Here is a 22,958-nt window from a genome sequence, read left to right as displayed (position 1 = left end):
TCTTACCCGGTCCGTTCTACAGCGTCTCCCTCACGTCGATCACCTCCTGAAGCAACGCTTCTAGCGCGGCCTGATCGCCCCCTCGTTCCTCGTCGCCGGCGCGGCGAGCAAGGGTCTGGAGGCGAACGCCGATCCGGCTCAGCCGGTGGTAGAGCACGTCGTCCGCCCGCTTTGACACCCGAGTCCCCACGCCGACCTCCCGGAGATAGACGGCCGGGGCGAGACCCACCGCTTCGGCTGCCGCCTCAACGGTGGCTTTCTCGGCTTCGTTGACGGACACCGTGTACTTCGTGGTGCGCCGCTCGGCGGCGGCTTTCCGAGGGCGACCTCCCCCTCGCTTCCGCGTGGTCGCATCGGACCTCGCGTCATCGGACGTACCGTCACTGGAAGCATCTACTGGGTTTGCACCCGGTGAAAACTCGGCGACGGGGTTTCCGCCGTGCGAAAAGGTCTCGGCCCCATTACGACCGGGTGAAAACCTCCCCGGAGGGTTTTCGCCATGCGACATCATTGCTTGCTACCTCCCTCTCAGACCGCTACGCTTTCCAGACGATAGCGCATCGCCTCAGTAAGAGCCAGTCCGCTTCTGCCGCAACCCTGCTGTTCGTGCAGCGATCCTGCGCTTTTCCCGAGTCGGCTTCACTGTACCGATCCCTGGACTACGAGAGCAACCCGCGCTCGGCTAGGCTCGTGTGGCCGGGGTCGGTGAGGATGAGGTGATCGTGGATCGGGATGCCCATGACTTTTCCCGCCTCGACGAGTTGCTTCGTCACCTTCACGTCGTCGCGGCTCGGCTCGGGGTTGCCAGAGGGGTGGTTGTGCGCGACGATGAGCGCGGCGGCATTCGCGAGCACGGCCGCCTTGAACACCTGCCGAGGCTCGACGATGCTCGCGGCCAACCCACCGACGGATGCGACGTGCAGGCCGATGAGGGTGTTCGCCGTGTCGAGCAGGCAGACGACGAACTCCTCGCGGTCCCGGCTCTCGAAGTACGACCGGAGCACGGCGGCTACGGCCTCGGGCGAGCACACCTGCGTCCGCTCGGGGAACGAGAACGTGTGCTCCCGGACGAGCCGGGTCGTGTAGAGCGGAACGCCCGAGAACAGGGCACTCTCGTAGGGCGACCCCTCATACGCCGGCCTCGGCTCCGCGTAGGCACCGCGGCTCTCTGCTTGGCCCTCTACGACGTCGAACAGATTATGCTGCATGATCCACCTCCCGTGGGCTGGCTTCCGGCCCGCGTCCGTGCGGGTCCTCACGCCGCGCTGTGGACCCGCACGGACAGGGGAAGGCCCGATACGAGTCAACCCACCGCCGTCCCGGTCAGGGGACCGTTCCAATCGTATTCCTGCGGCACGACTCATCGCACCAGTAGAGCGCGGCGGATGGGGACCCATGCCAGGGAGCCGTCGACCTCGTCTTCTTCAGGAAGCCGAGCCGCACGAGGCGATCCGCGTGGTAGCGCTCGCCCCGCCGCAGGTCGCGGCTCAGCAGGGCGGGTTGGCCTGCGTAGCGCTCGCCCCCCTCCAGCATCCGACGCTCGATGCGAGTGAGCACGAGGAGGTTCTTCGGGGTCGCTTTCATCGGTCGCATGGTCGAGTGGAGAGGGGAGGGGCCGCACCGGCTTCGCCTGCCCGCCGGTGCGGCCCCTGGTCCCTCACCTGACCCCCTTCAGTTCATGCTCACGCCCGTCGTCAACTCGAGCGCGGCCTTGAAAGCGCGGACCTTCTCCTGCGCCCTCGGTCCGAAGAGCACCGACTCGGCCACGTTCCCCCGCCCCTTCCGCCAGTCGCTCGTCTCGGTGCAGGCGTTGTAAGCGGCCCAGACCGACCCGGCGAACTGCGGGTGCTCGTCGTTGAAGGTCTGGTAGAGCACGCGCGCGCCGTCGCGGATCTTCAGCACCCGGTCCGAGGCCACGACCCACGACTCCATCGCCCTCTCCGCGTCGAGGATCGCCGAGTTCAGCCTCGACTCCTTCATCACCGCGATCTGCTGCGGCGAGAGGTTCTGCCACAGCCGCACCTTCGCCGGGACCGGCGGCTCGGGGAACGCGGCCCTCAGCAACTTGTCGAGCCCTTCCTCGCCCACCTTCACCTTCGCCATCGCCTCGAAGTAGGCCTCGACCTTCTCCGTCGCCCGCGTCATCTCGGTCACGAGCTGTGCGGCAAAGGCCACCATCTGCGTGGGGTCGCCGGTGTGCGGGATGCGGAGGTTGATCGTGGCCTGGCGGATGCCGAGCGAGAGGGTATTCTGGCAGACGACGCGGCGGGGCGTGAACAGGATGCGGTGGCCTTTGCCCGGCACCTGGCTGAGCACGCAGACGAAGTAGTTCTCGATCTCGTCCACGCTCTGCACCGCAAACGAGTCACCGCGAAGGGCGAGGAAGAGCGTCTCCCCGTCCCGAAGGACCCCGCAGGTCTCGACGGGGAACGTCTCCGAGAGCGGGTCGAGGGCCTTCGCGTAGTCGAGGTACTGCGCGACGTGCCAGTTCTCCGAGGCGAAGCCGAACACGCGCGGCTCGGGGTCGTCTGGCGTCGGCTTGCGGATGATGGCGCGCTGCTCCGTCTCGTGGGCCTCGCCCTCGTAGACGTATTTCAGCGGGACTGCGTCGATCTCGACCCCGACGGCGGTCTTCCCGACGGCGTCCACGACGCTCACGTCGTCGTCGAGGTCGAACGTCTCGCCGAGGCGGTGCCAAGCGGCTTTCTGACGGCTGTAGAATCGTTCTCCGAATATTTCGTGCATGGTGAACCTCTGGTGGTTGGGTTGGAGGAGTTCGAGACACCGCACCTGAGCGTCGGTAAAGCCGCCCGGCGGTGCCCTGAAGGGCAGGCACCGCCGGGCGGCGTGCTGGTGGAGAGCACCACCTGCTCCCCCCGTTCCCTGCGGCCCTCGACAGTCGGCGGCCAAGCGAAGCGGCTGTCGGCGGAGAGCGCTCGGTCGGATGGACCGAAGGTCCTCAGATCCGTCGGAGCGCGCGGGGCCAGCACCCCAGCGCTGAGGTTTCAGCACAGCACGACGGCACGAAAAAGGCCGGGCGGCCCTGCGGAGCGATGCGGAATGCATCTACGCTCCGGGGCGGCCCGGCCTGTATCTCGGACGTCGTCTATGCCTCTACGCTTTCGTAGGCGCGGTCGTCGTAGTAGACGCTACGGTAGAGTTCATCGAACCGCTGCCGCCGCTCATCCTTCCAGTCGAGCCACTGCCGCGCGGCCTCGTGTGCGTGCGCGACGACGACGGAGACCTCCGAGGACTCAGCCGAGATGCGGCCCCGCGCACCCGTATGGATCGCCGAGCGCTCGACGAAAAAGCGGATGACGGGCCCGGTGCCGTAGGCGTCGCCTTCGAGCCTGAGAAGAGGCACGAGCCAGAAGGCATCTTCCTCCGGGAGCCGCCCCACGAGAACCTTCCGGTTCCGCGAGCTGGTGCGGTCCGCCTCTTCGATGAACAGATGCACTTCGTCGGCTGTCGGATCGTCGTCATCGATCTGCATCACCCGAGCGGTGAGTTCGAGGAAATGGTAGCTCCCGGTGAGGCTCCAGCGCTTCAGCCACCGGAGACCGGATTCAGAATCGGTCGTCAGCGTCAGCGTGGCGGGGAGGACGAAGGACCGCCCCCGAAGGCGGAAGCTGTGCGCGAGCGCCGCTTCTTTCTTGAGGTAGGCGTTGTAGGGACGACCTCTGAGATACTTCGCGTAGCGGTACCACATGCGGGCCTGCTCGAAATACGTGGAGCGACGGCCGTGGTGTGTGTTGGTGTGAAGCGCAGTCATGATGGACCTCCGTGCGACTGGTTGAGAGGAGTAGGAGGTCGAGCCCAGGGTGCATCCACCGGATGCTGGCCCGTGAGAGCGGGCTGCGACCGGCAGAAAGCAGTCGCGTAAGGCGAGACCAGCCGCCGTAGGCCGTGGACGCGGGTTGCCGCGGATGCGGCCAGAGGGCGGCGGCAAGGCAAGGTGGAGCCGGCGCAGCCGAAGCGAAGCCGGACGACCTTGCCGACGTCGAGCCGTCGCGTAATTTGCCGGACCTCTCGCAGCCCCCCAATCGGGTAACCGATGGCGGGTAGGGGAATAGTGCAGCCCTTGATCGTGCTGCTCCCGCTTATCTCATTTCACTCCCGGCTGAAGCAAAAAAGGGCAGCCGCCCCAGACGAATCCGGGACGGCTGCCGTCGCGCCTCGGTGCTCAGACCGTCGCGGCGATCTGCTGCCGGTCGTCCCAAGCAGCGTGCGTCCTCAGGTACGCCTCGACGCCCTCGTGGAAGTGCGCCACGACGACGTAGGCCTTCAGCGCCCCGTCGTGTACGGCCACTTCGCGGAGGTAGAACTTCGGCGGGTACCCGGCTTCGAAGAGTGGGCAGATCCACGACGCGGCCGGTCGGTTCAGCGTGCCCAGCTCGCGCCCGGTGCGGGTCGAGAGCGAGACAGCACCCCGCTTCGTGCGCCGAACCTCCAGCTCGTCGGACGGTCGGAAGCCGGTTTCCAGGAGGCTCAGGAGCGTCGCCTCACTGCCACCGTCGAGCCGGGTGGTGAGGACGAACGAGCGCGCCCGGAGCGCCTGCGTCTGGCGGAGCCCGTACTGCGCGTGGAGCTTCGGCTTGACCCAGAGGCGCGAGCCTCCGGCCCGGAGCTCAGCGTCGAGCGCGTGCGCGAAGCGGAACCAACGGCGACCCTGCTCGATGACGGTACGATAGGCCGAGTGGAGAGAACCAGGACGGTTCTGCGTGTGATCGGTATGCATGGCGACCTCCAAGAGGCTGGTAAGAGGAATGAGAGAGCCTCTAGCGACGCAGTCTGCGCGTCGGCCAGCGGCCACCATGCCGGCAGGCGTAAGGGCGGACAGGACCGAGGCACCCCGAGCGATAGCTCGGCGAGCGATAGCTCGGCCGGGTCCCAAGGTCCGGTTGGGTCAAGGTGGAGCGCCCCCGCGCGGAGCGACCGGCGCGAGAAGCGAGCGCGGAGCGCGTGCGGGGTGTTTAAGTGTGTAAGCCTTCTCGCGGCGCAGCGCGAGCACGGGGCCGAACGACCTTGACGCTGTCCGCCCGTCGCCTACCTTTCCTCTTCCGCTGGCAAAGCCCCCTATACGTGGGATGGACCCGAGGGACCTCCTCCCGAAGGGTCCCCGTTGTGAGGCCGGGGTAGCCGCACTGCCCTGTCCTTTTCGAAACGAGACGATTCCAGCGCCGGAACAGGACTCTCACCTCCTGCCCCCGTGCCGAAGCACGCGCCGGGCCGCTGGAATCATCTCCTACGGAGCGCTACTTCGAGGCAGCGCTCCTCCTCTCACCATGCACCGGCACCACTCGGTCGAAGCCGGAGCGGGCCGGAGCCGCATGGAGACTCGTCGCTACGCCGCCTCGCCCCGACGCCCTATTACCATTTCGGCTTCGTAGAAGCGGTGGTAACAGAGCGCCGCGATTCGCCGGAGGTCGGCTTTGCGGTACTGGTTCCAGGCCTCCGGCGAGAGCCCGTCCCCATCGCGGCTGAGCGCCGCGGCGGCCTGGAAGTCACCGAACAGCCGAGCGGCGATGCGGAGGTCTTCATCCCGGTGGTACTGTTCCGCGAGGTTGATACGCATCCAGTCGTGGAGCGCGTCGAGCTGACTCTCCGTGAGCCGCTCGGCCGCGTCGAGGCAGGCGTGGTGCCGGACGACGCGCTGGACGAAGGTGAGCATCTCCGGCTTCCGCATCGAGGAGTAGAACCGGTCACCGAACTGACTCCACAGCCCGACGCCAAACTTCTGGTAGACGCCTTCGAGCTGTTTCTTCGTGTAGGTGGGGAGGACCGACCAAACACGGTTCAGGCGGAGTTCGGGGAGCGTCCTGTCCGGCCTTTCCTCGGGAAGAACATCTCCGTTCGAAGCATCCTCTGCAGGGGCGACTTTCACGGCAGGACATTCCTCCACGGCAGGACATTCCTCATCGGGCACCTCCCCATCAGGGACTCTGGCAATTACCGGGGCCGCTTCGGTGTTGGTAGTTCCGTCACCCGAGGCAACTCCGGTGGGAGAGGTTCCGACAACCTCTACCGACTCGCCCCCCTCAGCGTCAGGCACTTCGGCTTCCAGCAGCCCCATTGCCGCCACCAGTCGACGTGCCGCAGCCCAGCTGAGACGGTCGCTGATGCCACGCTTCGCGAGCACCTTCTTCTGCCGCTCGCCGAATCCTGCTGACGACGAGTTCGAGGCGGCATCGCAGAGCACAAGAAGATCGGTCTTCGTGGCGAGGCGGAAGAGCAGGGCGGGGCACCAATGCTCTTCGTGGAGCCGGTGGAACGCGGCGAAGACGTGCCACTGGCGTACGGCCGTAGCGAGCGCGCTCAGCTCCCACGCCTCGGGGACCACATCGCGGTCTCGCAGCCGTTCGAGGTCAGCTTCGACCTTTGACCGTTGCGCTTCTGCCCACTCGCCGAACCGCTCGATGGTGGCCGAGTTGCGCGCCGTGATGCAGGTGGGGAAGGGGTTCTCCGGGAGGGGCGGGCGGTCGAGCTCCTCCGCGATGGCTTCGAGCGTGAGACACGGTGGTGGCAATTGGACGGTCATGACGGAAAGGCGTTCGTGGATGGGGATACCAGACGAGTGCCTCCGCCGCGAGGTCGGGGCGCTCGTCGCTCCGTCAGGAGCGCCCCGACCTCCCGTGTTACAGGACTCCTGCGTTGCAAAGACCGATTAGTGCCCTGCCCTGAAGGAACGACCGTCAGGTTAGCGCCGTCACACATATAGCGTCCGGAGTTCCGGCTCCGTCGCTATGAGCGTGCTGTTGTGTGCGCTCGTCCTCCTGACCTGCTACGGAGGTCCTGCTATGAAAACCGACGACTACGTCCACTTCGGTGGCGACTGGAGAGAGGCCGAGCGTGAAGCTGTAGACGAGGCCGTCGCGGTTTCCGAGGAGGAGGCGGGCCACCGTCAGCCCGACGACGGCTCTGCGCCTTGGGTGTGTCTCCGCGTCCAGTTCAATGGCGAGCCGTACTTCCTCGGCTACCGGCTCGGTGGGGAGGAGATTCTAAAGGCGCAGTCCGCCGCCGAACTGGCAGCCAAGATCGAGGGCGAGGTGGACGGTGACCTCGGTGAGGCGGAGTGGCGGGGCGGCATCCCCGTTTACCGGCTCCAGAAGGTCGTCGACTTCGTCCGGACTGACCCCAGCCGTCGCATCACCGTAGCCCAGATGGCCGAGCAGGCTGGGATGAGCGAGTTCCACTTCGCGCGGGAGTTCAAGCGCTCGCTCGGGCTGACGCCGAAGCAGTACGTCACGAAGTGCCGAGTCGAGGAGGCCGGACGATTGCTGCGAAGCACGGACCTGAAGATTGAGGAGGCCGCGCGCCGGTGTGGGTACCAGAGTGCGAGCCACTTCGCCGAGGTGTTCCAGAAGCACGTCGGGATGACGCCGAGCCGGTACCGACGCAGGGGGCACGCCTGAGCACCGTGCCTTCGTTCTCGCCCTGTGCAGGAAACGAGCTGAGAGTTGATACGCTGCGTGCGGTCCTCACATAGTCCCGGTTCAGGATCACCGCGCTATCGGGGTCTCCGTACCTGTGCAGCCGTTGTTGGCGAGGAGGCCAAGCGCATTGAAGACGACCAGCTCGAAGATCGTCATACGCACGACGGTGGCACCGGGCTGGGGACGGGGGGGCTCAACCGCCTGCCTGCGGTGGCTACTGACGCCGGAGAGGCGGTAGCCCCCCAGGGCAAGGTCGTAGATCGGGGCGAGGCGTAGATGACGTGCCTACGTCCGGTCTCGATTGAGGATCATTCCTGCTCGTCCCCGGCCGGGCGGTGGACACCACCCGCTGCGGAGTTCACGCCTTCCGACAGGGTGGGGTGGACGTGGAGGCTGCGCCCGACTCGGTCGTAGGTCGCCCCGAGGTCGAGCGCCACGACGAGCTCGTGGATGAGTTCGCCCGCGTGCGGCCCGACGATGGTCGCGCCGAGGAGGCGGTCGGTCTCGGCGTCGGCAACGAGCCGCACGAACCCGGCCGTCTGGCCCATCGCTTTAGCGCGGGCCACGCGGCTGAACGGGTGCGTCCCAACCTTGAGTTCGTACCCCGCCCCGCGCGCTTCTGCTTCCGTCATCCCGACGGCCGCCACCTCAGGATCGGTGAATACGGCGTGGGGCACGTGACGCCCGGTGCTCGTCGTGGCGTCGTCGGCCTCCGAGTCGTCGGTCTCGCCTTTGACGATGCGGCGGTAGAGACGGTCGGCATCATCGCGAGCGCTGTGGGTGTACATCGGCCCGCCTACGACATCCCCGATGGCCCAGACGTCTTCCGCGCTCGTTCGGTAGGCCTCGTCCACGACGACGAACCCCCGCTCGTCTACTTCGACCCTGGCGGCTTCGAGGTTCAGGGCGTCCGTGTTCGGCGTGCGACCCGCCGCGATGAGGAGCGCGTCGCCCGCGAACGTGCGCTCGGCGTTTCCTACGCGTGCTGTGAGCCGGATCGCACCGCCCCGTTCCTCGACCCGCACGGCCTCGGCGTCGAGGACGACCTCGATCCCCTCATCGCGGAACACCTCCGCAATGACATCCCCCGCGTCGGGGTCGTCGGAGGGGAGGAGGTGCGTGCCTCGCTGGAGCACCGTGACGCGGCTCCCGAACCGCGCTAACGTCTGCGCGAACTCGCACCCGGCGTAGCCACCGCCCACCACGAGGAGGCGCTCGGGGAGTTCGGTCACGTCGAGGAGCGTCCGGCTCGTGTGGTAGGGGACGGACTCCAGCCCCTCGATGGGCGGGAGCGTCGGCCGTGCGCCGGTGTTGACGACGACGCGCTCGGCCCGGATCGTGGTGTCGCCGGCCTGGAGCACACCGGGCTCCAGGAACCGGGCCTCGGCTTCGACGAGCGAGAGGTGCTCGTTCGTCTCGACCTGAGCGTAGGCGCGCTCTCGGATGGAACGGACGACCTCGTCCTTGCGGCGGACGACGGCTGCGAGGTCCACCCGGACCTCGCCCGTGACCTCGACGCCGAGCCGCCCGGCCGTTCGTGCGACGTGCGCCGCCCGCGCCGATTCGATCAGGGTCTTGGTCGGGATGCAACCCCGGTTGAGGCACGTGCCTCCGAGGAGCTCGCGCTCGACGAGGACGGTGCGGAGCCCCTTGTAGGCGGCCTTGTTCGCGATAGGGAGTCCGGCCATGCCGCCCCCGAGGACGGCGAGGTCGCAGTGAACGTCGGACATGAGAGGGGCGTAGGGTGAGGGTGAGGGTGAGCTATGCTATGGGGCACAACAGGACGCCGTCTCGCCTCCCGCCTGCGAATCGCCTCCTGCCTGCTCGGACTGGACGGGCGGGCACGGCACGTCGCCGTAGGAGCAGAACACGCAGCAGTCCCCCTTCTCAGGACGCAGGAGGGTCCCACACGACGGGCACGGCCAGAAGAACTGGCACGCCCCGGTCGGCATCTCGGCCGCGGTGCGCGCCCCGCACGACGGGCACGTGATCGTGGAGATCGAGAGGGTCTCGGGCGGAGCTTCAGGCATCGGGAGCGGGGGGAAGGGTGAGGGTCACGCCGTCGGCCGCCTGCTCCTCGAAGAGCCGGACGAGCGAGCGAGCGAAGGGGTTGTCGGTGCAGACGGAGTAGTAGATGGTCTGCGCATCGCGGCGGGCCTCGACAAGGGCCTTCTCCCGCAGGATTTTAAGGTGGCGCGAGACGGCCGGCTGCGTGATCTCGAAGAGGTCCGCGAGGTCGCACACGCACAGCTCGCCCGCGCGCCAGAGCACGAAGAGCATGCGGAGGCGGGTCTCGTTGCTCGCGGCCGAGAAGTAGGCGGCGAGGGCGACGAGGTGGTCGTTAGCGTGAGCCTCGCGCTGGAGCTCCGAGAGCGAGGGGGCGCGTCGATCGCCCGTCTCTGGACGGACGCAGGTGCGGTCCGTGACGGCGCGGCGAGCATCGGGGGGGGAAGACATGGGAACCAGCCTACAAAATGGTTATATAACGATCTTGTTAACCAACAGCACCGATGCCGGTTCCCCCCAACGAAGAGAGCGTGTTGCCATGAACCCGTCTCGCCTCCCCCTCCTCGCGGCCCTCGGGGCCGCGCTTGCGGCCTCGGCGTGCTGCACGCTACCGCTGGCCCTGGCCACCGTCGGCGTGGGCGGGGCGTTCGCCTCGTCGCTGGCCGTGCTGGAGCCCTACCGACCGCTCTTCGTAGCTCTCGCCGTGGGAGCGCTCGGGGTGGCCTTCTGGAGAAGCGCACGGGCTACGCCTGAAGCCGTAGCAAGCGAAGGGCCGGACTGCGCCTGCGACGACGCGCCCCGTCACCGGACGCGGTGGGTGCTCCTGGCGGGGGCTACGGTCGCCGTCGCAGCGCTCGTCGCGGCACCCGCGCTCCTGTCGAGGGAGACCCCGACCTCAGCCGAAGCTGTCGTCCAGCCGGTCTCGGTCGAGGCCGAGCGCGAGGTCGTCGTCCGCATCGAGGGGATGACCTGCGATGCGTGCGCGCGCGGGGTCGAGGCGACGCTCGCCAGGACGGAGGGGGTACTCGCGGCGAGCGTCGGGATGACGCCCCCGGAAGCTCGCATCCGCTACGACGACGTACGCACGACGCCGGAGGCACTGGTCGAAGCGATAGAGACCCTGGGGTACGAGGCAGACGTAGCAGCGCGGTAGGCACAGAGGATGGCCGTCGGCTTCAGGTGCCCGGTGCGCGGTAGGCGAGGAGTCGGAGCGCGTTGAAGACGACGACGAGCGTGCTCCCCTCGTGGAGCGCCACGGCCGGGCCGATCCCCAGCCCGAAGATCGTCGCGGGGACGAGGAATGCCACCATCCCGAGGCTCATCCAGAGGTTCTGCCGGATGATCCCCCGCGTTTTCCGGCTGAGGCCCACGGCGAAGGGGAGGTGCCGCAGGTCGTCGGCCATGAGCGCCACGTCGGCCGTCTCCAGCGCCACGTCGCTGCCGGCCGCGCCCATCGCGATGCCCACCGTCGCGTTCGCCATCGCGGGGGCGTCGTTGACACCGTCGCCAACCATCGCCACCTTCGCCTCGCGGCTGAGGCGCTTGATCGTCTCGACTTTGTCCTCGGGCATGAGGTCGCCGCGTGCCTCGTCGAGCCCGACGGCCTTCGCGACGGCCTCGGCCACGCGCTGGTTGTCGCCCGAGATCATCACCATCCGCTCGATCCCGATCTCGCGGAGCCGAGCGATCGTCTCCTTCGCGGCCTCGCGCGGCGTGTCCATCAGTCCGACGACGCCGAGGTAGCGCTCGCCACGTCGGACGATCATCGTCGTTCGCCCCTCGGTCTCCAGGCGCTCGACCGTCTGGCGTACCGCCTCGGGGAGGGGTACTCCCTCGACTTCAGCGAAGAGATCGTCCTTACCGATGTAGACGGGCTCGCCGGCGAGGTCGGCGCGGATGCCGCGCCCGGTGATGCTCTGGAGACCCGTCGCCTCGGCCGAGGTCACACCCTCGGCCTCGCCGTGGCGGACGACGGCCTTCGCGAGGGGGTGGTCACTCAGGCGCTCGACGGCCACGGCGGTCGTGAGCAGCTCGTCCTGCGTTGCGCCCTCGGCGGGCACCACGTCCGTCACGCGGGGCTCGCCCTCGGTGAGCGTTCCGGTCTTGTCGAAGGCGATGGCCGAGAGCTGCCCGAGGTTCTCGAGCGGCCCGCCGCCTTTGACGAGCACGCCGCCGCGTCCGGCCCGGGCGACGCCCGAGAGCACGGCGCTCGGCGTCGCAATCGCGAGCGCGCAGGGGCTGGCGGCCACGAGCACCGCCATCGCCCGGTAAAACGACTGCGCGAACGTCTCGTCCACGACCACCCACGCGAAGAGGAGCAGGAATACGAGGGCGAGCACGGCAGGTACGAACACGCGCTCGAAGCGGTCGGTGAACCGCTGCGTCGGCGAGCGCTCCGTCTCCGCCTCCGTCACCATCTGCACCACGCGGGCGAGCGTGGACTCGTTCGCCGTCTTCGTCACGACGACCTCCAGCGCCCCGCTCCCGTTGATGGTGCCGGCGAAGACGCGGTGGTCGGCGTCGAGCCCATGCGGATCGGCGAGGGCGGCCTCGGCGTCGTCCACGGGCCGCTTGTCGACGGGCACGCTCTCGCCGGTGACAGGGGCCTGGTTGACAGCGCTCGTGCCTTTGACGACGAACCCGTCGGCGGGGAGGCGCTCGTTCGTCTTGACGACCACGGTGTCGCCGACGACGAGCTCCTCGACGGGTACTTCCTGCTCGGTGGGGCCGATCCTCGGCCCTCCGTCTCGCCGGACCGTCGCCGTATCGGGGGCGAGCTCGGCGAGGGCCTCGATGGCCTTACGGGCGCGGCCCATCGCGTAGCCCTCGAGCGCGTGACCAATCGAGAAGAGGAACAGCAGCAGCGCACCCTCGAACCACTCGCCGAGGGCGGCGGCCCCGGCCGCGGCCACGAGCATGAGGAAGTCGATCTCGAAGCGACCCGCGCGAACGGAGTCCCACGCCTCGCGCACGGTGAACCACCCGCCGAAGAAGTAGGCCCCGATGAAGAGCGCGAGCGGCACCCACTCGGTGACGTCGGTGAATGCCTCCAGCACCCAGCCGAGTCCGACACAGACGCCGCTCAACACGGCGAAGATGAGCTCGGTCCGCTCGCCGAAGATGCCGCCGTGGGCGTGGCCGTGTGCCCCCGGCGCGTGATCGTGCCCGGCGTGGCTCGCCAGCGGGACCTGCTCGGCAGGAACCGGAGTCGGGACCGTCACACCGAGGTCGGCGAGCGCCCGTCGGAGTGCCGTCTCGTCCGTAGCCTCGCGGTCGAACTCGATGCGGATCGGGCCGGTCGCGTTGGCCTCGGCCTCGACGACGCCCGGCTGCTGCTTCAGCCGCTCCGTCACGGTGCGTGCGCGGCGCTGGTGGAGAAGCCCGTCGGCCCCCCATAGCACGTGGCCGTAGCGCCCCGTGATGCGGGCTCCGGCGCGCTCGGCGATGCGCCGGATGCGCGGGAGGGCGAGCCGGTCCGGGTCGTAGTGGATGCAGACCTGGGCCGGCTCGCCGTTCGCGGCCGGTACGACGTGAGCGCGGTCCACGCCTTCGGTGGCCGCGAGGTCGTCAGTGAGCCGAGCGACGCAGGCGTCGCGGGCGTCGGGGACGTCCGGGAGGAGAACGGGGAGTTCAAGGCGAATGGATTCGGGCATGGGGAGAGGTCGGTTCAGCCGGAGTAGACGGCGACGAGAGCGAAGAGGGTGCCGAAGAGAATCGGCTCCTCGCGCTCCAGCACGAGTCCACTCGCGTCGAGCAGGGGACCGAGGCGACCGTTGAGGTCGGTGGCGATGACGTTGGCGACGGCACTCGCAGCCCGCCGGATGAGCGACGGCTCGGCCGCGTCGGCGAGGAACTTGTCGAAGACGCCGACGCGCCCGCCGGGGCGGAGCACGCGGGCGACCTCCCGGATCGCCGCTTCGGGGTCGGGCACGACGGCGAGGACGAGGTGGAGCAGCGCCGTGTCGAACGAGCCGTCGGAGAGGTCGAGGGCATGGGCATCCATCACGCGGACGTCGGCGTCGAGGCCGAGCGCGTCGGCGCGGGCCTGCGCCTTCCGCACCATCACCGGCGAGAGGTCTCCCGCGACCACGCGGAGGCCGGGCGGGAGGGATTCGAAGTCGAGGCCGGTTCCGCAGCCGGGGATGAGGACGCGCTCGCCCGTCTGGAGGCCGAGCGCTTCGATGGAGCGGCGGCGTCCGCGGTCGAGCCTGCGGGCCACGACATCGTAGAACGGCGCGTAGAGCCCGTAGCCGATACGATTCCAAGTGTTGGTGTTCGGGTTCACGGCAGCCTCCGGGACCTGTTCACCTCGACAGCGCGAGGATCTGCCGCGCGCCATTTGCGACGATGAGGAAGATGAAACCGCCAGCGAGCAGGTCCGGGATGGCCGAGGCCGTCGCCCAGACGACGAGGGCGGAGGCGATCACCAGACCGTTCACCTTGATGTCGTTCGAGGTGAAGATCCAGGAGGCCTCGATGTGGGCCTCTCCTCGCTTCGCCTTACTCAGGATCACGAGCGTCGCCACGTTCCCGGCGAGGGCGAGCGCGGCCACGACGAGCATGGTCGTCACGTCTGGTGCGCCTTCGCCCGTCACGAAGCGCCGCGCCACCTCGACCAAGCCGAAGACGGCGAGGCCAAGCTGGAGGTACCCGCTCGTCCGCGCGAGCTGCTTCTTACGGAGCACGGTCCCGCCGACGGCTGCGAGGCTGAGCGCGTAGACGAGCGCGTCGGCGAGCATGTCGAGCGAGTCGGCCACGAGGCCCATCGACCCGGCGAGGAGCCCGGCCGTGAGTTCGCCGACGAAGAAGGCGGCGTTGATGACGAGGGCGAGAAGGAGCGGCCTCCGTTCCCCAGTGTCGTCAGCGTCAGCGTCGGAGAGAGCGCCATCCAACGCTTCCGTCGTGACGTGCCTGGCCCCGAGGCCGAGCTCGTCTAGCGCTGCCGTGACGGGTGCCACGTCGCCGGCGTGAACGACGTCGAGCCGTCGGGCCGGGAGGTCGAAGGCGAGGCGGCGGACGCCGTCCATGTCTTCGAGGCGCATCCGCACGAGGTGCTCCTCGGCGGCGCAGTCCATCTTCTCGACGTGGTAGGTGGTCTGGTGCATAGGTCTGCTTCGGCTAGAGTCCCCAGAAGATGACGGCGACGACCCACAGCGGGGCGACGACGGCGAGCGTTACCACCTGCCACCGCTGGAAGCCCTTCTCGCGCCCGCCCACCCACACGAAGGCCGCGTAGAGCACCGCCACGAGCGCGACGCCGACGAGGTTGATCGCGAAGAGCCGGAAGTTCTCGGCCGGGAGCGTCGCCAGCGCCAGCGGCACGAACGAGAGCGTGAGCGTCACGGCGTGGTCGCCGATCACGCTCGTCACCGCCGGCGTCACCTGCCCGCTCCGCGTCACGCTCCACGTGGCGAACACCTCCGGGAGCGCCGCCATCGGGGCCGTGATGAAGAGGCCACCCACGACGGCCTCGATGCCGAGCCCGGAGACGATGTTCTCGGTTGCGAGGACGGTGAAATAGGCCCCGGCCACGAGTGCCGCCACGCCACCGACGGCGAGGGCGACCTCCTTCTTGGGCCAGTCCACGTCCTCGCCCTCGCCGCGCCCCCGAAGGAGCGCCTGCGCGGCGTAGGCGAGGTAGCCCGCCCCCAAGAGCGCCGCGTCGAGGGGCTGGAGGCCGCGCCATGGGGCAGGCAGCGTCAGCGCAGCGAAGAGGGCGACGAGGCCGAGGTACGGCAGTGCCTGCACCGTGACCGCCTGGCGGTCCACGACGAGAGCGTGCTCGCGAAGGTGCCGCTCGTGACCCTCGTGCTCCGCGCTGCCGCCCCCTTCGCCGCCGCCGTCGTTATTCCCGTCGTTCTCCTGGTCCTCCCCCAGCCGTCGCTTCCGCGTGGCGAGGTAGGCCGTGACCACCATGATGGGGATGGCGATGACGTTCGACCCGACGGAGCTCCCAAGCCCGATGTCGGAGACGCCCCGCATCGCCGCCGACGTGGCGATGCCGACCTCGGGGCTCGCCGCGGCCAGCCCGATGAGCGCGCCGCCGGCGGCCACGGAGATCCCCCACTTCTGGCGCAGCTTTCTCAGCGGAGCCGAGAGGTGCTCGGCCCCCCAGTGCGCGGCCCAGACGGCGGCGAGGAGGACGGGTACCCAGAGGAGGTACGTCATAGGATTCGAGATAGAGAGCGGTCAAACGGCGGCTTCGCCGCGCTCACCGGTGGAGATGCGGACGGCGTCCTCGACGGGCGCGACGTAGATCTTCCCGTCGCCGCGGAGGCCCGTGTGCGCCTCGCGCCGGATCGTCTCGACGACCTCCTCCACGATCTCGTCGCGGCACACGGCCTCGATGCGGACGCGCGGGACGAAGTCGGCGGCCCCCTCCGAGAACGTGTCAGGCATGTCGAGGGCGCGCCCTCGGCCGAAGCCGCGGACGTCGGCGGCGCTCATCCCCGTCAGCCCCTCGACGCGGTGGAGCGCGAGCGTGACGTCGGAGAGCTTGTGCGGTTTGATGAAGGCGATGACGTGTTTCATAGCAGGTTCGGGTCAGGCAGTAGCATGAGCGAGTTCGGCCGTTTCCGGTTCGGCGGGCTCCGCCGCTACCGTCGGCTCGCTGAACCACGTGTAGAGGGCGGGGAGGACGAGGAGCGTCAGCACCGTCGAGGTGAAGAGGCCGCCGACCACGACGGTCGCCAGCGGGCGCTGCACCTCGCTCCCCGTCCCCGCCGAGAAGAGCAGCGGGAGGAGGCCGAGCGCCGTCGTCACCGCCGTCATCAGCACGGGGCGGAGCCGGAGGAGCGCGCCCTCCACGCTCGCCCGGTCCATCGCCGTCCCGTCGCGGATGAGCTGGTTGAGGTAGGTCACGAGCACCATCCCGTTCTGGAGCGAGATCCCGAAGAGCGCGATGAACCCGACGGACGCCGGGACCGAGAGGTTCTGCCCCGTGATCCACAGCGCGACGATGCCGCCGACGAGGGCGAGCGGGATGTTGAGCACGATGAGCGTGGCGTTCTTCAGCGAGTTGAAGCTGGAGTAGAGCAGGAGGAATACGATGAGGAGCGTGATGGGGACGACGACCATGAGCCGCTTGTTCGCCTCCTGCTGGAGCCGGAACTGCCCGCCCCACGTCGTGAGGTAGCCCGGCGGGAGGTCCACCTCTTGCCGGATCACCTCCTGCGCCTCGGCGACGAACGAGCCGATGTCGCGGCCCTCGACGTTGAGCTGGACCGTGATGAAGCGCTGGTTGTCCTGCCGGGTGATCTGCCGCGGCCCGACGACCTCGCCCACCTCGGCGAGTGCGCCGAGCGGGACGGTTCCGCCGCCGGGGAGCGGGATCAAGAGGTCGCCGATCGCCTCGGGCGTCGAGCGGGCGTCTTCCTCGAAGCGGACGTAGATGGGGAAGCGGCGGATGCCCTCGAAGATCTGCCCCGCCTCGGCCCCGCCCACCGCCGTCGCCACCGTCCGCTGCACGTCGGCAACGTTGACGCCGTAGCGGGCAATCGCCTGCCGGTCCACGGTGATCTGGAGCTGCGGCGTCCCGGTGATCTGGTCGGCCTGCACGTCGGCCGCGCCCTCTACCGTGTTCAGCGCGGCGGCGATCTCGTCGGCCTGCTCCTTGAGCACGCCCAGGTCGTCGCCGAAGAGCTTCACGGCGAGCTCGGCCTTGACGCCTTCGAGGAGCTCGTCGACCGTCATCTGGATGGGCTGCGTGAAGTTGGTCAGCACGCCCGGCACCTCGCCCAACTCGTCGCGGATCGCCGTCATCAGCGCCTCCTGGCTGTCGAAGCGCCACTCGTCCTCCGGTGTCAGCACGAGGTACATCTCGGCCGAGTTGATGGGGTCGGCGTGCGCGCCCACCTCGCCGCGCCCGATCCGGCTTATCACGTCCTCGATTTCGGGAATCGCCATGAGGCGGCGCTCGACGCGCTGCGCCGTCGCCTGGCTCTCGGTGAGCGAGATCGACGGGGCCATCGTGAGGCGCATGATGACGGTGCCCTCCTGGAGCGTCGGCGTGAACTCGCTCCCGAGGAGGGGGAAGACGGCCGCCCCGACGGCGAGGAGGCCCACGGCGAGGCCGATCGCCCACGTCCGCTGCCGCACGAAGAACGCCACGACGGGGCGGTACCACGCGGTCATCCGGTCGAGCACCCGTTCCGCGAGCGGCTTCTTCCCCAGTGCGCCGTCACCGCCGATCTCTTTCGGACGCCGCATCAGCAGGTCCGAGAAGACCGGGGCGAGGACGAGCGCGTAGACGAGCGAGCCGAGCATCGCGAGGGCCACGGTGTAGGCGAGCGGCCGGAACGTCTTGCCCTCGACGCCCTGGAGCGTGAAGAGCGGGAGGAACACGACGACGATGATGAGGACGGCGAAGGCGACCGGCCGCGCGACCTCAGCGCACGCCCGCGCGACGACATGCACGCGGGGTTCGTCGGGCGGCGCCTCGCGCAGCATCCGGTCTACGTTCTCGACCATCACGATCGCCCCGTCCACCATCATCCCGATGGCAATTGCCAGGCCGCCGAGCGACATGAGGTTGGCCGAGATGTCGAAGAGCCCCATGAAGACGGCCGCGAAGAGGACCGAGAACGGAATCGCGAGCGCCACCACCACGCTCGGCCGCCAGGAGCCGAGGAAGGCGATGAGCACGATGACGACGAGGAGGATGCCCTGCCAGAGCGCGTTCGTCACCGTCGCCACGGCGGCTTCCACGAGCGTCTTCTGCTCGTAGTACGGGACGATCTCGACGCCGTCCGGGAGCGCCTCGTTGATCTCGGCGAGCTTCGTCTCGACGCGGCCGATGACGGTGGACGAGTTCGCCCCGTAGAGCTTCACGACCATGCCCGAGACGACTTCGCGCACGCCTCCTTGCGTCTGGAGGCCGCGCCGGATCGCGCCGCCTATGCGCACGTCCGCCACGTCGCGCACGAAGATGGGCGTGCCGTCCGCCGTCCGCACGACCACGTTTTCGAGATCGACCAGGCTGGTCGCCAGCCCGACCGAGCGGACGACGAACTGCTCGGCGTTCTGCTCGATGTACTGCGCCCCGACGTTGAGGTTGTTCTCCTCCAGCGCCTCGGTCACTTCCGCCAGCGTGACGTCGTAGCGCAGCAGCGCGTCGGGGTCTATGACGACCTGGAACTGCCGCTCGTAGCCGCCGATGCCGAGCACCTCGGTGACGCCGGGGACGGTTTGGAGGCTCGTCTTCACGATCCAGTCCTGCATCGTGCGGAGCTCCTCCAGGCTGTACGCGCCCGTCGTGTCGTCGAGGTAGTAGAAGAGGACGAGGCCCATGCCCGTCGAGATCGGCCCCATCTCGGGCTCGCCGAAGCCGGGCGGGATGCTCTCCCGGGCCTCCTGGAGCCGCTCGCCGACGAGCTGGCGGGCGAAGTAGACGTCGGTCCCCTCCTCGAAGTAGACGTTGACGACGCTCAGCCCGAAGTTAGAGACCGAGCGGATCTGCTCCAGGTTGGGCAGCCCGTTCATGGCCGTCTCGACGGGGTAGGTCACGTAGCGCTCGACCTCCTCCGGCGCGAGCCCTTCGGTGACGGTGAAGACCTGGACGAGGGATGGCGAGACGTCGGGGAAGGCGTCGATGGGGAGGCGCTCATAGGTCCACCACCCGGCGGCCACGACGAGCACGCCGAGGGCGAGGACAAGGAGGCGGCTCCGCAGCGCGAACGGGATGATCTTTTCCATTGAGTTGGGAGTTCAGTCGTGCTTCGATGTGCGAGGGATTGGGGGCGTCGGCGCGCCATCAGTCGTCGTCGTCGCCGAAAGCCTCCTTTCCGAGCTCGGCCTTGAGCGCGAAGGCTCCGGCGGCGACGTAGCGCTCGCCGGCCGAGAGCCCGCTCGTGATCGCCACCTCGTCGGCCGTGCGGTCGCCGACTTCGACGGGGCGAGGAACAAAGCCTTCGCCCGTCTGGACGAAGACGGTGGGCGTGCCCTCGACGTCGAGCACGGCCGTCTCGGGCACGACGATCTCGACCTCGGCCTCATCTACGGCGATGAGGCCGGTGACAAACTGGCCGGGGCGGAGCATCCCCTCCGGGTTCCGAATGACAGCGCGGGCAATCGCCGTCCGCGTCTCCTCCCCCACGACGGGACGGACGTAGGAGATCGTCCCGCGCGTGCGGCCGAGCGCCGGCCCGGCGTCGACAACGACCTCCTGCCCCTCGCGGACGACGCCGAGGTCGCGCTGGTAGACGGAGAGGTCCACCCAAACGGTAGAGAGGTCGGCTACCTCGAAGGCGTCGGTGTCGGCCTCAACGGCCTCGCCGGCGACGATGTGCTTCTCGAGGACACGGCCCGAGAGCGGGGCCGTGAGGGGGTAGGTAACGAGGCTCCGCTCGCCCCGCTGCGGGAGCGACTCGATGTAGCCATCGGAGAACCCGAGCGCGATGAGCTTCTGCCGGGCCGAGCGCGTGCGGATGCGGGCCTCGGCCAGCTCCTGCCGCGCCTCGAGGTAGTCGGCCTGCGAGGTGATCTCCTGCTCGTAGAGCCGCTCCTCGCGCTCGAACGAGGTCCGTGCCAGCTCCTCCCGCTCCACGGCGGCGAGGTACTCGGCCGAGAGGTCGGCCAGCTCGCGGCTCTCGATGACGGCCATCGTCTGGCCCTGCCGGACGTATGAGCCGACGCTCACGCTCACGCTCCGGACGATGCCGGGGAGGCGGGGCGTGACGTGGGCGTAGCGGTCCTCATTCGCGCGGACCTCGCCCGGCAGCTCCTTCTCGACGGCCATCGTGCCCGGCCCCGCCGTCCGCACGTCGATCCCGAACTCCTCGACCTCGGCTGCGGTGAGGACGACGAGCTCTTCCTCGGCGTGCTCGCCCCCTTCTTCCGCGTGCTCGTCGGTCTCGATGGTGGCATCGTCCCCGAGCGGTTCGCCGCTCCGTGCGACGAACCACCAGACGAGGACGACGACGGCGAGGAGGCCCATGCCGAGTGCGAGGAAGCGCGCGCGGCGGTTCTCGGCGAGGTAGGTCCGCAGGCGGGCGCGGGAGCCGAGCGCGGTCGGTGTTGGTTCGGAAGGGGGGGGAACGGAACGGTCGGGCCGAGAGGGCGGCGTCACCGGGGGGGTGGGGTTCGTGTGCTTGTTCATGGCGCTACTCGTTGTCGGGGTTGGGGAGCACGCCGTCGGCGGCGGCTTCGAGAGGGGTGGCGATGAGACGCTCGACGGCGGCGCGGGACTGGGCGACGTCGGCGAGGGCGTCGGCGAGGGCGTTCTGCGTCTCGACGAGCGCGCGCTGCGCATCGAGCACGGCGAGGAGGTCGAACTCGCCTTCCCGATAGCCCGTCTCTATGCCTTCGAAGGCAGCACGGGAGTTGGGGAGGGCGTCGTCGCGGAGGATGCGTGCGGCCTCGGCAGCGGCGGCGTAGGTGCCGTAGGCCTCGGCCAGGTCGCGCTCTGCGCGGAGCAGCGCGGCCTCGGCCTCGGCCGCCGTCCCGCTCACTCGCGCACGCGCAGCCTGGATCGCGCCCCGGTTCGTGTCGAAGAGAGGGATCGGGATCGATACGCCCGCGGTGACAGCAGCCTCGCCCACCTCGTTGAAGTAGGTCCCGCCCGCCCGGAGCGTCGGGTCCGGGATGCGGCGGGCTCGTTCGAGAGCCACCTGCGCCTCGGCCTGCGCGAGCGCCGTCCGGTACCGGGCCACGTCGGGGTTGAGCGCGAGGAAGGGGAGGAGCCGCTCGTAGGGCGGGACGACGCCTAGCCGGTCGAGATCGCCCGCCACGTCGAGACCGCCCGACGGGAGACCGATGAGCGGAGCGAGGCGAGCACGGGCGGCGTCGAGCGCGCGGCGGGCACGCCCGAAGGTGGCCTCGGCCGTAGCGGCAGCCACCGCCGAACGGCGGGCCTCCAGCGGCGAGATGGCCCCCGCCTCAGCGCGGCGGGTCACGGCGTCGGCGAAGCGGGCCGCGATGTCGCGCTGCTCCTCGGCGAGGGCGAGCCGCGTCTCGGCCGCGAGCACGGACGCGAAGGCCTGGTGGACCCGCGTGATGAGGTCGAGGCGGGCGGCCTCGAAGCTCCACGCACCCAGCTCAGCCCCACGGGCGGCGACGGCGGCACGGGCGCGGCGGTCCCCGCCGAGCTCGATCGTCTGGGAGACCCCCGCCCCGACCTCGGCCGCATCCGTGCCCGTGCGGTCGCCACTCCCACCGAACTCTTCGGCGTCGATCTCTAGCTCTGGATTGGGCAGGCGAGCGGCCTGGTACGCTTCGCCTTCGCGGGCGCGCACCTCGTGGGCCGCCGCGCGGAGGTCGGGGTTCTGCGCCAGCGCGAGGGCGACGGCCTCGTCCAGCGTGAGCGGCTCTGCGAGCGCCACGCTGTTGGGTGCACCGTTCTCAGACTCGACTCTCTCGATGGGAGTCGGAACGTAGGAAGCGGTGACCGGGCCGAGCGGGCGCGGTTCGGGATAGGTGAGGTCGTAGGGAGCGGCGCAGCCGGTGGCGAAGGCCACGAATGCGGCGGCGGCCCCGAGCCACGCCAGTCGGCGCAGCGCGAGCGGGGGGAATACCATGTGCCTGGATCTCCTGATCGTGGACGAAGGCCGTACCAGACGGGCACGGCGGTCGGGATCGGCTGCGGTTACGAGGACCGTGAGCGGTCGTCGGACAGCCGGGATCAGGAGCGGCTCAGATCAGCAGCACCACGCTGCGGAGGGGAGCCGGGGTCGACGGCAGGGATACCTGTACCGCCTTGGACATAGACGCTACCTGGACCGGGAGGCGGTCCAGTACCGGGAGGAGCGCGGTGACGGGAAGGAACGTCTGCGCCGACGGGCTGCTCTCCGTCTTGAACGAGGCGCACTCCGCGTCGCCACCGCTCGGGAGCGGGACGTCGGTGCACGACTCGCAGTGCGTCACACCGAGCGGGGTGTGCTCGCCTGTCCCTTCCGCGCACATCGCGCCCTCGGCGCGCTCGACAGCGACCTCGCCGTCGGACTCGATGCAGAGCACGGCCCCGACAGCGTGGGCACCCAGCGGCGCGAACAGCATCAGCGTGCTCAGCAGCCAGACGGCCGGAGCGGAGTGCGTTTTGATGCTGGAGAGGCTAGGCATGAGGCCGGGGAGCGCCCTGCGATATATGAACAAATGCTCATATGAAAGGTAGGGATCCCGGTTCCCGCGCGCAATCGCTTCACGAAATCGTCGCACGAGCAAGACCGCCTCACCAATGCAGGCGTGCCGATCAGCAGACCTCGCGCCCGTGCTCCAGCGCGGCCGAGAGGATGTCGTAGACGTGGTCGTCGGCGAGGCGGTAGTAGACGTGGCGGCCGTCTCGCCTGGTCGCCACGAGGCGGGCCTCGCGGAGGACGCGGAGCTGGTGGCTCACGGCCGACTGCGACACGTCGAGGGCGTCGGTGAGGGCGTGGACGTTCTGCTCGTCCTGCCGCAGCAGGCAGAGGATGCGGAGCCGGGTCGGATCGGCCACCCCTTTGAGCAGGCGCACCGATTCCTCGACCACATCGGTCGGTGGAAGCTGCTCATCGGGCGCTGCGGAAGAATCGGGTACCATCGGGGAGG

Annotated in this window: 22 protein-coding genes; 2 read left to right on the top strand and 20 right to left on the bottom strand. The window is 69.2% G+C overall.

From position 1 onward, the window contains the following. Window positions 1-16: 16 nt before the first annotated feature. The 7 genes from ABJF88_12195 to ABJF88_12165 form a co-directional block, all read right to left on the bottom strand. Window positions 17-280 (bottom strand): hypothetical protein, encoded by a 264-nt coding sequence (locus ABJF88_12195; protein ID MEP0547686.1) that lies wholly within the window; start codon window positions 278-280, stop codon window positions 17-19. A gap of 379 nt (window positions 281-659) precedes the next feature. Then, on the bottom strand, window positions 660-1,208 hold the full coding sequence (locus ABJF88_12190) for a JAB domain-containing protein (protein ID MEP0547685.1): 549 nt from the start codon (window positions 1,206-1,208) through the stop codon (window positions 660-662). A gap of 115 nt (window positions 1,209-1,323) precedes the next feature. After that, on the bottom strand, window positions 1,324-1,584 hold the full coding sequence (locus tag ABJF88_12185; protein MEP0547684.1) for a hypothetical protein: 261 nt from the start codon (window positions 1,582-1,584) through the stop codon (window positions 1,324-1,326). 87 nt (window positions 1,585-1,671) lie between these two features. Further along, window positions 1,672-2,745 carry a DUF932 domain-containing protein gene (locus ABJF88_12180; GenBank protein MEP0547683.1) on the bottom strand — a complete coding sequence of 358 codons (1,074 nt, stop codon included), beginning with the start codon at window positions 2,743-2,745 and terminating at the stop codon, window positions 1,672-1,674. Window positions 2,746-3,106: 361 nt separating this feature from the next. After that, window positions 3,107-3,772 (bottom strand): hypothetical protein, encoded by a 666-nt coding sequence (locus tag ABJF88_12175; GenBank protein ID MEP0547682.1) that lies wholly within the window; start codon window positions 3,770-3,772, stop codon window positions 3,107-3,109. A 411-nt stretch (window positions 3,773-4,183) separates the two neighbouring features. Then, complete coding sequence (locus ABJF88_12170) at window positions 4,184-4,738, bottom strand: hypothetical protein (protein ID MEP0547681.1); 555 nt, start codon at window positions 4,736-4,738, stop codon at window positions 4,184-4,186. Between the two features lie 606 nt (window positions 4,739-5,344). Further along, entirely contained in the window at window positions 5,345-6,538 is a 1,194-nt protein-coding gene (locus tag ABJF88_12165) for a hypothetical protein (protein ID MEP0547680.1), read from the bottom strand. Between the two features lie 259 nt (window positions 6,539-6,797). On the opposite strand from ABJF88_12165, the gene ABJF88_12160 reads away from it, so the two are divergent. Further along, complete coding sequence (locus ABJF88_12160) at window positions 6,798-7,412, top strand: AraC family transcriptional regulator (GenBank protein ID MEP0547679.1); 615 nt, start codon at window positions 6,798-6,800, stop codon at window positions 7,410-7,412. A gap of 329 nt (window positions 7,413-7,741) precedes the next feature. On the opposite strand, the gene ABJF88_12155 is transcribed toward ABJF88_12160, so the two are convergent. Genes ABJF88_12155 through ABJF88_12145 form a run of 3 tightly spaced genes read right to left on the bottom strand, consistent with a single transcriptional unit; the run spans window position 7,742 to window position 9,890 of the window. Next, window positions 7,742-9,163: a mercuric reductase gene (locus ABJF88_12155; GenBank protein MEP0547678.1), complete on the bottom strand. Its 1,422-nt coding sequence runs from the start codon at window positions 9,161-9,163 to the stop codon at window positions 7,742-7,744. Between the two features lie 36 nt (window positions 9,164-9,199). Further along, a complete protein-coding gene (locus ABJF88_12150; protein ID MEP0547677.1) occupies window positions 9,200-9,463 on the bottom strand; it encodes a GDCCVxC domain-containing (seleno)protein in 264 nt (87 codons plus the stop codon). Next, complete coding sequence (locus tag ABJF88_12145) at window positions 9,456-9,890, bottom strand: metalloregulator ArsR/SmtB family transcription factor (protein ID MEP0547676.1); 435 nt, start codon at window positions 9,888-9,890, stop codon at window positions 9,456-9,458. The genes ABJF88_12150 and ABJF88_12145 overlap by 8 nt, the downstream gene beginning before the upstream one ends. Before the next feature lie 88 nt (window positions 9,891-9,978). Between ABJF88_12145 and ABJF88_12140 the strand changes: the two genes are divergently transcribed. Beyond that, window positions 9,979-10,593: a mercuric transporter MerT family protein gene (locus tag ABJF88_12140; GenBank protein MEP0547675.1), complete on the top strand. Its 615-nt coding sequence runs from the start codon at window positions 9,979-9,981 to the stop codon at window positions 10,591-10,593. A gap of 22 nt (window positions 10,594-10,615) precedes the next feature. Here ABJF88_12140 and ABJF88_12135 read toward each other — a convergent pair whose 3' ends face one another. The 10 genes from ABJF88_12135 to ABJF88_12090 all read right to left on the bottom strand — a co-directional run bounded on the left by ABJF88_12135 (window position 10,616) and on the right by ABJF88_12090 (window position 22,950). Continuing rightward, a complete protein-coding gene (locus tag ABJF88_12135; GenBank protein ID MEP0547674.1) occupies window positions 10,616-13,093 on the bottom strand; it encodes a heavy metal translocating P-type ATPase in 2,478 nt (825 codons plus the stop codon). Between the two features lie 14 nt (window positions 13,094-13,107). Beyond that, on the bottom strand, window positions 13,108-13,725 hold the full coding sequence (locus tag ABJF88_12130) for a methyltransferase domain-containing protein (protein ID MEP0547673.1): 618 nt from the start codon (window positions 13,723-13,725) through the stop codon (window positions 13,108-13,110). A 19-nt stretch (window positions 13,726-13,744) separates the two neighbouring features. Continuing rightward, window positions 13,745-14,545 (bottom strand): cation transporter, encoded by an 801-nt coding sequence (locus tag ABJF88_12125; protein ID MEP0547672.1) that lies wholly within the window; start codon window positions 14,543-14,545, stop codon window positions 13,745-13,747. A gap of 13 nt (window positions 14,546-14,558) precedes the next feature. Continuing rightward, window positions 14,559-15,608 carry a sodium:calcium exchanger gene (locus ABJF88_12120; protein ID MEP0547671.1) on the bottom strand — a complete coding sequence of 350 codons (1,050 nt, stop codon included), beginning with the start codon at window positions 15,606-15,608 and terminating at the stop codon, window positions 14,559-14,561. A 21-nt stretch (window positions 15,609-15,629) separates the two neighbouring features. After that, window positions 15,630-15,971 (bottom strand): P-II family nitrogen regulator, encoded by a 342-nt coding sequence (locus tag ABJF88_12115; GenBank protein MEP0547670.1) that lies wholly within the window; start codon window positions 15,969-15,971, stop codon window positions 15,630-15,632. A gap of 12 nt (window positions 15,972-15,983) precedes the next feature. Beyond that, window positions 15,984-19,133, bottom strand: coding sequence for a CusA/CzcA family heavy metal efflux RND transporter (locus ABJF88_12110; protein MEP0547669.1), 3,150 nt, complete (start codon window positions 19,131-19,133; stop codon window positions 15,984-15,986). Between the two features lie 58 nt (window positions 19,134-19,191). Continuing rightward, window positions 19,192-20,535 (bottom strand): efflux RND transporter periplasmic adaptor subunit, encoded by a 1,344-nt coding sequence (locus ABJF88_12105; GenBank protein MEP0547668.1) that lies wholly within the window; start codon window positions 20,533-20,535, stop codon window positions 19,192-19,194. 4 nt (window positions 20,536-20,539) lie between these two features. After that, complete coding sequence (locus ABJF88_12100; protein ID MEP0547667.1) at window positions 20,540-21,952, bottom strand: TolC family protein; 1,413 nt, start codon at window positions 21,950-21,952, stop codon at window positions 20,540-20,542. Window positions 21,953-22,067: 115 nt separating this feature from the next. After that, on the bottom strand, window positions 22,068-22,493 hold the full coding sequence (locus ABJF88_12095; protein MEP0547666.1) for a hypothetical protein: 426 nt from the start codon (window positions 22,491-22,493) through the stop codon (window positions 22,068-22,070). 130 nt (window positions 22,494-22,623) lie between these two features. Continuing rightward, on the bottom strand, window positions 22,624-22,950 hold the full coding sequence (locus tag ABJF88_12090; protein MEP0547665.1) for a metalloregulator ArsR/SmtB family transcription factor: 327 nt from the start codon (window positions 22,948-22,950) through the stop codon (window positions 22,624-22,626). Window positions 22,951-22,958: the final 8 nt, after the last annotated feature.

It is taken from the genome of Rhodothermales bacterium (assembly GCA_039944855.1).
GTDB lineage: Bacteria > Bacteroidota > Rhodothermia > Rhodothermales > JANQRZ01 > JBBSMX01.
This window is presented reverse-complemented; position numbering and strand designations above follow the sequence as displayed.